The sequence below is a fragment of the Labrenzia sp. OB1 genome, from assembly GCF_001624695.1.
Lineage (GTDB): Bacteria > Pseudomonadota > Alphaproteobacteria > Rhizobiales > Stappiaceae > Roseibium.
Genome location: NZ_JSEP01000033.1, coordinates 21,848 through 31,506, shown reverse-complemented (window position 1 = coordinate 31,506; position 9,659 = coordinate 21,848). Strand labels below are relative to the sequence as shown.

11 protein-coding genes are annotated in these 9,659 nt (G+C 59.4%); 8 read left to right on the top strand and 3 right to left on the bottom strand.

Translation table 11 applies throughout. The features are described 5' to 3' along the window. From OA90_RS25805 to OA90_RS25790, 4 genes are all read left to right on the top strand, one after another. On the top strand, positions 1–236 hold a 236-nt coding region (locus OA90_RS25805; RefSeq protein ID WP_156510359.1), incomplete at its 5' end, for an integrase core domain-containing protein. Between the two features lie 199 nt (positions 237–435). Further along, positions 436–693 (top strand): type II toxin-antitoxin system VapB family antitoxin, encoded by a 258-nt coding sequence (locus OA90_RS25800; RefSeq protein WP_068419668.1) that lies wholly within the window; start codon positions 436–438, stop codon positions 691–693. Continuing rightward, positions 690–1,103 (top strand): type II toxin-antitoxin system VapC family toxin, encoded by a 414-nt coding sequence (locus tag OA90_RS25795; protein ID WP_068419667.1) that lies wholly within the window; start codon positions 690–692, stop codon positions 1,101–1,103. Before OA90_RS25800 ends, OA90_RS25795 begins: the two co-directional genes overlap by 4 nt. Before the next feature lie 14 nt (positions 1,104–1,117). Continuing rightward, the gene (locus OA90_RS25790) at positions 1,118–2,350 is read left to right on the top strand and encodes a site-specific integrase (RefSeq protein ID WP_068419677.1); all 1,233 of its coding nucleotides are present in this window, start codon (positions 1,118–1,120) and stop codon (positions 2,348–2,350) included. A gap of 29 nt (positions 2,351–2,379) precedes the next feature. Here OA90_RS25790 and OA90_RS25785 read toward each other — a convergent pair whose 3' ends face one another. The 3 genes from OA90_RS25785 to OA90_RS25775 form a co-directional block, all read right to left on the bottom strand. After that, positions 2,380–2,724, bottom strand: a complete 345-nt coding sequence (locus OA90_RS25785; protein ID WP_068419666.1) for a type II toxin-antitoxin system RelE/ParE family toxin — start codon at positions 2,722–2,724, stop codon at positions 2,380–2,382. Further along, positions 2,711–2,986: a type II toxin-antitoxin system ParD family antitoxin gene (locus tag OA90_RS25780; protein WP_068419665.1), complete on the bottom strand. Its 276-nt coding sequence runs from the start codon at positions 2,984–2,986 to the stop codon at positions 2,711–2,713. The genes OA90_RS25785 and OA90_RS25780 overlap by 14 nt, the downstream gene beginning before the upstream one ends. A 125-nt stretch (positions 2,987–3,111) precedes the next feature. Beyond that, positions 3,112–3,561 (bottom strand): MucR family transcriptional regulator, encoded by a 450-nt coding sequence (locus OA90_RS25775; RefSeq protein WP_068419664.1) that lies wholly within the window; start codon positions 3,559–3,561, stop codon positions 3,112–3,114. Between the two features lie 622 nt (positions 3,562–4,183). Here OA90_RS25775 and OA90_RS25770 point away from each other — a divergent pair. The 4 genes from OA90_RS25770 to OA90_RS29360 all read left to right on the top strand — a co-directional run bounded on the left by OA90_RS25770 (position 4,184) and on the right by OA90_RS29360 (position 9,515). After that, positions 4,184–6,064, top strand: a complete 1,881-nt coding sequence (locus OA90_RS25770; RefSeq protein ID WP_199823843.1) for a ParB/RepB/Spo0J family partition protein — start codon at positions 4,184–4,186, stop codon at positions 6,062–6,064. A gap of 280 nt (positions 6,065–6,344) precedes the next feature. Further along, positions 6,345–6,998 (top strand): SOS response-associated peptidase, encoded by a 654-nt coding sequence (locus tag OA90_RS25765; protein WP_068419662.1) that lies wholly within the window; start codon positions 6,345–6,347, stop codon positions 6,996–6,998. Between the two features lie 282 nt (positions 6,999–7,280). Then, positions 7,281–7,649: a hypothetical protein gene (locus tag OA90_RS25760; protein WP_068419660.1), complete on the top strand. Its 369-nt coding sequence runs from the start codon at positions 7,281–7,283 to the stop codon at positions 7,647–7,649. Between the two features lie 519 nt (positions 7,650–8,168). After that, complete coding sequence (locus OA90_RS29360; RefSeq protein ID WP_068419658.1) at positions 8,169–9,515, top strand: DUF3560 domain-containing protein; 1,347 nt, start codon at positions 8,169–8,171, stop codon at positions 9,513–9,515. Positions 9,516–9,659: the final 144 nt, after the last annotated feature.

Genomic DNA, 9,659 nt, shown 5'->3' with positions numbered 1-9,659 from the left:
TCTCGATGGACGGCAAGGGCGCTTGGCGGGACAATGTCTTCGTCGAGCGGCTTTGGCGGTCTATCAAATACGAGGAAGTCTACCTCCACGCTTACAAGACGGTGTCCGAGGCCCGCGCTGGCATCGGCCGCTATCTGACCTTTTACAATACCCGACGCCCTCACTCATCCCTTGACCGGCAGACGCCGGATCAGGCTTACTTCAAAGCGCTGGCGCCGATGATGGTGGCGGCATAATTGAGGCGGAAATCCACTTAGCAAAACGCCCGAAACTGTTCAGACAAACCGAACCACCTCTGTTGCAGGGCGCACTCAATTGCGCGCCAGTAGGGAATTAGCAAAGTTATCGTTGGTCAGCCAGCATATGCGCAAAACTTGCCGGCTTTCTCGAATGCGTGATAAGCTCAGGCAGTCAAAACACAGGAATCTCCGGCCCATGCCAGAACCGCAACTTTCCATCCGCTCCGCCAAGGCTCGGCAACTTGCTCACGCACTGGCGCGCCGCACCGGCCAAACCATGAGCCATCTCGTTGAACAGGCGCTGGAGCATTATGACAGGGAGCTGCGGCAGAAAAAGCATGGCCATCCGATTGATGCGGTCTGGGATCTGGCATGTGAGGACCGGCAGGGTGTCAAGACAGGCGCCACCGGCGATCATCGCGACCTGTATGATGAGGCCGGTCTGCCCAGATGATCGCCGTGGATACGTCAGCCATTTTAGCCATCGCTCTGGGTGAGCCGGAAGAAGAGCGGTTCAAGGACGTTTTGCGCCAGAATGACCTGGTGATCGGCTGGCCAACCCTGTTCGAGACACGAATTGTCCTGACCGCAAAAGGGTTCTCGAAAGCCGATATCATTGTCGCCCGGCTCTGCGAAGCGCCAAATGTCACACCGGTTGCCTTCGACGGAAAGCATTATCAGTCCGCCCAGGCTGCCTATGAAACCTTTGGAAAGGGCCGGCATCCCGCCGCGCTCAACATGGGCGATTGTTTTGCTTATGCAGTGGCCGCGATCAGCAAGGCGCGCCTTCTCTTCAAAGGTAACGACTTCTCGAAAACGGACCTGAAATGCCATCCGGCGTCGCCAGGGACGGATCCCGCCTGATGAAGGATAAGGCCATGCCGCCAGCTCTTGCTCGCAACCTTTCCCTCGCGGGAGAGGCCGAAACGCTGGAACAACGAGTAGAAAATCTCGATGCGCTCTCCGCCATCCTGCCGGCGCTCGCCGGGCCGGAGCGCACCGACCAACTGGCTGCTCTCCTTACCCAGGACGATATCTCGACCCTGCGCCACCTGGCGCAGGAAGGCATTGGTGAGAATTCCCTCAGGGCCCTTACCTCCGATTGTTCCTATCTGGAAGGCTGGTGCGTTGCGGCAACCGGTGAGCACCTCCCCTGGCCTGCCCCGGTGCCGTTGATCCTGAAGTTCATTGCCCATCACCTGTGGGACCCCGACAAAAAAAGGTGTGACCCGTCTCACGGCATGCCCGAGGATGTTGCCGGCACCCTGGAAGACCAAAAGCTCCTCAGAGTTCCAAAAAACACGGCGGGCCTTCGGCCCCCGCATGCTGTCTCAACGGTGCAGCGGCGTCTGGCCTCCTGGTCGACGCTGCATCGCTGGCGCGGGGTTCTGGGAGACTTCTCCGCGCCCGACGTGCGCTCGGCCCTGCGCCTTGCCGTCCGCGTTGCCGACCGGCCCAAAGCCAGAAAAAGCCGACAGGCACTGACGGCCGATCTTCTGGAACGCCTTGTGGCGACGTGCAACGGCACGGACTATGGTGCGCCCTGCCTCGTCGATCTCCGCGACAAGGCACTGCTGCTCGTCGGCTTTGCCTCCGGCGGCCGGCGTCGTTCGGAATTGTCCGGCTTGCGCTTTAACCAGATAACCCGGGAAGATCCCCTGCCCGCGGATCCGAACGATCCGGGCAGCGACCTGCTGCCGGCCGCCAGCCTGCGGCTCGGCCGCACCAAGACGGAGGATTCTTCCCACGACAATGCTGTGCTGTTGATCGGCCGGTCCGTCGAGGCCCTCGAGATCTGGCTGGAGGCGGCGCGAATTTCCGAAGGCCCCGTGTTCAGGGCCATCGATCGCTGGGGCAACGTCAAGACCAGAAGCCTGACGCCCCAGTCGGTCAATGCGATCGTCAAGGCCCGCTGTATCCGCGCCGGGCTGAACCCTGATGACTTCAGTGCCCATGGCTTGCGGTCCGGCTTTCTGACCGAGGCGGCGAACCGCGATATTCCCATTCAGGATGCCATGCAGCAGTCCCGGCATCGGTCCCTCGCCCAGGCCTCGTCCTATTACAACGATGCCGGCCGAAGCCGAAGGCGGTCCGCCAGAATGCTCGGATGAGCGGGCGCGGGTCTGCAGAGGATTGGCGGTCAGTCAGACAGCAGGCGGGTCAGCATTTTCCTGACGTTGTCCTGAGCACCGAAGAAAATGGCGGCGATAAAGATCCTGTTGTTGGATGGTTCGGCAAGAAACCACACTGCGGCCTGATCGCGGCGCACGAAACGCAGGCCCGGCAGGATGTCCGGCCGAAGCGTGCCTATGAACGGGGTTTCCGTGAGTTGATCGATGGCGGACCGGATGGATCTGACGCGCTCGGCCGCGCGTTCGAAGGCCGCCGCACGGTCTTCCCCGAGATCGCAATAGGTTGCAAGCAGGTGATCGAAGATCAGCTCAAAGTCGCGCTCAGCGGCGGTCGAATACTCAAGGGTCCACACGCAGGCCACGCCGCTTTCGCTCGATCATGGCTTCTACGCGCGTTCCCATTTCTGCAGCAGACACAGCAGGACCACTCATTCTCTGCCCGACGAGCTCGCGCAGAGCCTGTGTTTCGAGAGACGCGAGCTCGGTTTTCTGGCGCAAAAGCTCCAGACCCTGTTGCAGAACCGAACTCAGGCTTGAATATTGGCCGGATTCCACAAGAGCGCGCGCAAAGGCATCCTGCTGTTCGGTCAACGAAATGGAGGATTTAATGCTCACGGGTGTTCTCCTTTAACAAGAAGGTGCTACCCAGTAGCATTAATGTCAAGATCCTCGACGCATCCATTGTTTGACCTAACCTGGATCGAGTTCATGCACCTGGTTCGAAACCTTGTCTTTAGAAGCTATTTTTTTGCCGGTTTCCTGGCTTTTTGAGATCTTTGCTGACCCAGTCCCATTTTCTTGGCCAGCTCTGAACGAGCTGCAGCATAGTTGGGGGCGACCATCGGATAGTCTGCCGGAAGGTTCCATTTGGCCCGGTAGTCTTCTGGCGTCAGGTCGTAGCGGGTCCGAAGATGCCGTTTCAGCGATTTGAATTTCTCGCCGTCTTCCAGGCAGACAATGAAATCGTCTCCGACGGATTTCTTGATCGGCACCGCGGGGACGAGTGCGACAACTTCGGGCTCCTGTGCCTTCTGGGCGGTCGAGACCAGCGAATTATGCACGGACGCTATCARMCCCGCCAAATCGGGAGCGGCAACMGTGTTGTTGGCCACATAGGCCGAAACGATATCGCTTGTGAGTTCAATRAAGGCTGCATCCKGAGCGATGTCGTTCTCTGGTGTATTGGTCATTRTTTTCCCTATGCGCTGGCCTTCTCTTGAGGAAAGGCGAGAATAGTTATTCTGGAAGGAAKRTGCTGAGACGCCTTACAGCCAATTYATTATTTGTGCAATGTGACAAAAATAGAGATTATAGTTCGATTTTATCTTCCAAGTGCGTCGTGTGAGCTTCAGGTCTCAAAATCTTGATGCAGAGGAGGCCGCGTCCTACCGGACCACGCTCTCTTCCGGCCGCAGTGCGGCCTCCACCGAGCCAAAGACGATTTCTGCCGGGACTTGTCTAACGCCGGCAGAAGTCTCGAAGAGCCTTCCTTCGGCGAGAGAGTCCATCGGCCAAAACCGCCTTAGTCTCGGCCCGTTCGGGGAACGATCGTTCGCGCTGGATCTGCTTTGCAGATATCCGCCTGGCTGCGCCAGTCATTGGTTTGTTGAAGGGGCTCCGCCCCCGGCCGGTCAAGGATGCACCGCTGCGCGGCCGGAACGGCGGTCTCCCCATGCTCCGCGGCTCTCGCCTTGTGCGCACGGGGACACCCCTCCGCCTTTCCGGTCCCTGACCGCCCTCCCCGGTTTCCGACGACGCGGAAAATGAAACGAGCCAGCCCGGCCAAGTTTCATGGAAACAGGAGCAAACCAAATGACCAAGACCGACACAAACCGCCTTGAAATTTCTTTCTCTAAGCTGGTGCTTGACCCGAAGAACGTCCGCAAGACCTACACGCAGGCAGGCATCGTTGAGCTTGCTGAAAGCATCTCCTCGGTGGGCGTGCTGCAAAACCTCGTCGTTCGCGAAGGCGAGAAAAAGGGAACCTACCTTGTGACCGCAGGCGGGCGTCGGTTCCGGGCAATCGAGCACCTGATTTCCAACAAAAGAATGCCCGCATCCGTCAAGGTGACGTGCGTTCTCAGCGACGAGGCTGACGCAACCGAGATCAGCCTTGCCGAAAACATCATGCGCGAAGGCATGTCCCCGGCAGACGAGTTCCGCGCTTTCAAACAGATGGCCGACGATGGCAAGACGGTCAGCGAAATCGCAACCCGCTTTGGCGCAAGCGAACTTGTCGTGACGAAGCGCCTCAAGCTCGCCCGCGTTTCCCCTCGCCTGTTCGAGATGTTCGAAAAGGGGGAAATGGAACTAGCGCAGCTGCAGGCGTTCACCGTCAGCGATGACCATGAAGCTCAGGAACGGGCCTGGGATAATCTGTCGCCGTATTATCGCAACAGCCGCGATATTCGTCAGGCGTTGACCGATGGCAAAATTCCCGCGTCCGACAAACGCATCAAGTTCCTTGGTGGCCTCGATGCTGTCCGCGAGGCGGGCGGCACGGTGATCTGTGACCTCTTTAATTCAGATGGCGGATATGCCGAAGACGCGGCGTTGATCGATAAACTCGTGGCCGAGAAGATCGACGCGCTCACCCTTGAAATTGCTGGCGAAGGCTGGAAGTGGTGCCGCTACCAGCCAGAAATCGACTACACGGACATGCAGAAATACGGTCGGGTCTATCCCATGGCCCGCGATCTGTCCGACGAAGAACAGAAGCACCTTGAAACGCTAGAAAACGCGGTTGAGACGACTGGCGAAGTTTACGACCAGTCCGGAGCCGAAGATGACCGTCGCGCCTTTGAAGAGGCGGAAAACGCTCTTGAGGACTTCCGCGCCGCGTGGAAACCGGAGTTCAGCGACGAGCAGAGGACAGAGGCCGGGGTAATCCTGTCGCTTGGTTATCACGGCGATCTGCGCATTGAGCACGGCTTGATCGACCCGAAGGATGTGAAGGTGGCAGCGCAAGCCTGTTCTGATACAGAGTCAGACGAAAAGGCCGGTTCCGATCACTCCAAAGCACTGGTCGCCGAGCTGACGGCTCGCAAGACCGCTGCGCTCCGCCTTGAGCTTGTCCAGAACCCTAACCTTGCCCTTGTTGTTGGCGTTCACTCCATGGCGATCAAGACGCTGTACGAGCACCGGGCAGCTTGGACCCATGGGGCGGTTGAAGTCTCGCTCGACAGCGCTTGCCTTGAAACACACATCAAGGAGGCAGGCCAGTGCGCCGACCTCGATGCAATTGAACGCGTTCGCGAAAGCTGGAAATCGGTTCTGCCGGTTGATCCGGCTGACCTTTGGGACTGGTGCATGGGTGTTTCGCAGGATGAATTGCTTCGGCTGCAGGCCTTTCTTGTGGCCCAGGCAATCAACGCTATCAGCCATGGCGACGGCTTCAACGGCGCGGGCGTGGATCATGGCAACAGGATCGGCGCTGCCCTCGACCTCGACATGGCCGATCACTTCCAGCCGACCGCCAAAACCTACTTTGCCCGCGTCAAGCTCGATGTCATCCATGACAGTCTTGTGCAGGCCTGCGGCGAGGAAGCTGCCGCGCCCGTTCTCAAGATGAAGAAAAAGGAAGCCGCAGCCTATGCAGCCGAAAAAGTCGCCGGGACGCGTTGGGTGCCAAACATCATGACGTTCACAGACGAAGCTCCTGCGTCCGAGGAAGTCATTCAAGAGGCAGCGTAACGCTGCCCATTGAAAGGCTGTCCTGCGAAGCTCCCGCAGGGCAGCCTTTCCCCTTCGGGGCAACCCCACCATCGAATACGGAGCCCCTTGCCTCCCGATCAAACAAACGCCGGTTGCGGACCCCTCTAAAGGAGCCGGTTGAAGTTTGAGAAGGGCTTAATTCTGGTCCGGTCAGTTAAAGACCCCACCCGACCGGGCCAGCGCGTCACCGGAGCGGACCAGCCCTGACGGGCAGGGCTGATCCCTTGTTATTTTATGCCGTCTGTTGAAATGTGGTCTGATGTGCAACCTCTACTCCCACACCTCGGCGCGGCAAGCTGTGCTGGATTTCACCCGAGCGATGAAAGTTGCCGACACTATCGGCAATCTGGCACCGCAGCCGGGTATCTATCCGGATTATTCCGCTCCCATCGTCCGCAATGTCGGTGATGACCGGGAATTGACTTTGGCACGTTGGGGGATGCCTTCACCGGCGTTTGCACTGAAAGGCAAGTCGGCCGACAAGGGCGTGACGAACGTTCGCAACACCAAAAGCCCGCACTGGCGCCGCTGGCTCAGCATCGACCACCGTTGTGTTGTCCCGTTCAATTCCTTTTCCGAGTTTGATTCAAAGGCGCGTGAGCCGGTCTGGTTCGCCTTCAACGAAGAGCGCCCTCTTGCTGTCTTTGCCGGTATCTGGACGAACTGGACCAGCGTTCGAAAGGTGAAGGAAGGCGAAGTGACCGCCGACCTGTTCGCGTTTTTGACGTGCGAGCCAAACAAGGAAGTCGGTGCGATCCACCCGAAGGCCATGCCTGTTATTTTGACGGAACAGGATGAAATCGAAACCTGGCTGTCCGCGCCCTGGGATGAAGCGAAAGAGCTTCAGCGACCTCTTGCGGATGACACGCTCTATATTGTTGCGCGTGGCTCGCGTCAGGATGGCAACGATTGACACGCGGACCGGCCCTGCCGGGCCGGGCTGATCCCCGGCAGGGCGTTGCCCCTAGAACAATGACCGGCCAGGGCCGGAACCTTGCTTGCTGAAAAGGGGCTCCGCCCCCGCCAGGTCAAGGCTGAACCGCTGCGCGGCCATGACAGGGGTATCCCCACGCTCCGCGGCTGCGCCTTGTGCGCGCGGGTGATCCCCCTCCCCTGCCATGGTCCTTGACCCGGCTCCCCCGTTTCCGACGACGCGGAAAGTGAAAGGCGATACGCCGCGAACGAGGAGCGCAAAATGAACCGCACCGACTGGATGAAACTCTATCGGCAAATCAGGGCAAGAGAGGAACCGGAGGCCGTCAACGCCAACGGGCGGAAGTACTATGTCGGAAAAACGGGTGTGAAGCCGGTTACTGGCCGGGCCGTTCTGTTCTCCCTGTTCGGCTCTTGCCGGATGCTTGAGCGGCATTCGTCGCGCCGTGGGCTACTGCGGTGCGCTCGTAAGTACCGGCTGGAACTGGAAGAGGCTGTTCAGCTCGAAATCTCAGTTTTCGGACAAGCCGATCAACCCGGCTTGCGGCTAGCAGCCGAGCGCTTTGATAACATTCGCGTGGGACGGATCTATGAGGTGCAGGAGTCCCTGTACGGCGGCACGAGAGGTTAACCTCTCGTTAACCTATTGACCGCCAGATGTGCTGTCGGTGAGCGATCAGGACGTGAAACTGAACAAGGCCCTTTGGACGCTTTCTGAAAGGATGGCGGAACTGAAAGGCTTGAAAGCCGCAGCCTAACGCGTGAAGCACTGGCGGGCCGGGCTGATCCTCAGCAGGGGCGTTGCCCCTACGGCGCGCGGCCCAAGTCCTCCAAAGCAACAGGATCGTGCCGGCACACCGGCCCGATCGCGTTCCTTCTGCGCACCCGACCCGCGCGCCTACCCCATGAAAAATCGTCCGGCTCAGAGCCGGGCTTTTCTCTTGATAGAAGGGGCTCCGCCCCCCGGCAGATCAAGGATAGACCGCTGCGCAGGCCTCCTGCGGGGTGTCCCCACGCTCCGCGGCTTCGTCTTGTGCGCGTGGGTGATCCCCCTCCCCGCATCCGGTCCTTGACCCGCCGCCCCCGTTTCCGACGACGCGGAAAATGAAACGAGCCAACCCGGCCAAGTTCAGGAAACAGGAGCAAACCAATGACCGCAACCTTTACCGCCACCTACAGCCCGGAAGACAACAAGCTGCGCCTCTACGCGGACCGCAGGCTTGACGCTGAGACATACGCCCGGATCAAAGACGTGGGCTTTAAATGGGCTCCGAAACAGGAGCTTTTCGTTGCGCCGCGCTGGACGCCCGACCGCGAGGATTTGTGCGTTGAGCTTGCCGGTGAGATTGAGCCGGAATTTACGACGCTGGCCGAACGCGCAGAGGCGAAGGCCGAGCGCCTGGATGCTCTCGCGGACAAGCGACAGGCTCAGTCGAGTGCATTCTTGCGCGCCGCCGACGATCTTTCGCAGGCGTTCCACATGGGCCAACCCATCCTTGTCGGTCACCACTCAGAACGGAAAGCCCGCAAGACACAAGAGCGGATGCACAACGCCATGGACAAGTCGGTTAAGGCTGCAAAGTCCGTTCAGTATTGGCAATGGAAAGCGGCTGGCGTGGAAAGCTTCGCCAACATGAAGAGCAGCCCACGCGTTCGTGCCAATCGCATCAAGACACTTCTTGCCGAGCTGCGTGACCTTCAGCGCAGCGTCAATCATGCACAAGTGTGTTTGTCAGTCTGGGAGCGGGCGGAAACTGAAGACCAGATCAGGAAGCTCAGCCGTGCCCATGTAAACGGTAATGCCCTCGTCAGTTGGGAGCGAGCGAAGGAGCTTGAAGACGGCGAAATCAGCCCCCAGGACTTCCGCACACGCTGCATTGAGAGCGCCAAGAGGTCTATCAATAGTCCAAAGCGCCGCCGCTGGATTGACCACACTCTCAACCGGCTTGCGTATGAACGGGACTTGTTGGGGGCGGTGGCGCGATATGAAGGCGAGCTTTCGCCGGTCATCCTCCAAGCTTTTGCCCGTGAACACGGCGCCATGAAACCGACCGCGAAGGCAGTGCCGGAAGGCTTTTCCCTGGAAAGCGCTGTTCCGCTGCCGCTTCACATTGCGAGCGAAAAGGCGGTGACGCGTTCGGCCGACGAATGGCGCGACCTGATGCAGTCGGTCGGGTACACAGTGCCGGAGAAGAAAGACGCTAAACCGCCGATTCTGAATTTCAGGGCAGGGGAGCTTGTTGCGCCGAACCGCTTCCATGCCGGTGAAACGCAGACGTTCCGGCAGATCGAATTGACCAAGGCCGAGTATGCCAAGGTCTGGGTTGACCAGCGTGGAACCAGAACCAGTGTTTGCGGTACCTACCGTTTCAAGATCTGCCTCGATCCGACCGCGCCCGGAGCATATTTTTCGCGCCCCTGGGTGGCTGTGTTCCTGACGGACTCCAAAGAGCACCCGGCGCCGGAGAGCTTCACGGCGCAGGCCAACGCCGCTTGAACAACCGAGCACTTGAGGGGTGTGTGTCCCCCTCAATATCCCCCGACCTTCCGCGTATGCAGGCCAGTCATGAAGAAGTCAGTCTATAGCCGCCCCAACAGACCCATGTTTATTCCCGTCCAGCGTCGCAACAGCTGGGCAATT

What these genes read in the sequence shown, in the direction of transcription:
- OA90_RS25800 (WP_068419668.1), top strand. Translation starts at nt 436, where the DNA reads ATGCCAGAACCGCAACTTTCCATCCGCTCCGCCAAGGCTCGGCAACTT.
- OA90_RS25765 (WP_068419662.1), top strand. Translation starts at nt 6,345, where the DNA reads ATGTGCAACCTCTACTCCCACACCTCGGCGCGGCAAGCTGTGCTGGAT.
- OA90_RS25795 (WP_068419667.1), top strand. Translation starts at nt 690, where the DNA reads ATGATCGCCGTGGATACGTCAGCCATTTTAGCCATCGCTCTGGGTGAG.
- OA90_RS25790 (WP_068419677.1), top strand. Translation starts at nt 1,118, where the DNA reads ATGCCGCCAGCTCTTGCTCGCAACCTTTCCCTCGCGGGAGAGGCCGAA.
- OA90_RS25760 (WP_068419660.1), top strand. Translation starts at nt 7,281, where the DNA reads ATGAACCGCACCGACTGGATGAAACTCTATCGGCAAATCAGGGCAAGA.
- OA90_RS25770 (WP_199823843.1), top strand. Translation starts at nt 4,184, where the DNA reads ATGACCAAGACCGACACAAACCGCCTTGAAATTTCTTTCTCTAAGCTG.
- OA90_RS29360 (WP_068419658.1), top strand. Translation starts at nt 8,169, where the DNA reads ATGACCGCAACCTTTACCGCCACCTACAGCCCGGAAGACAACAAGCTG.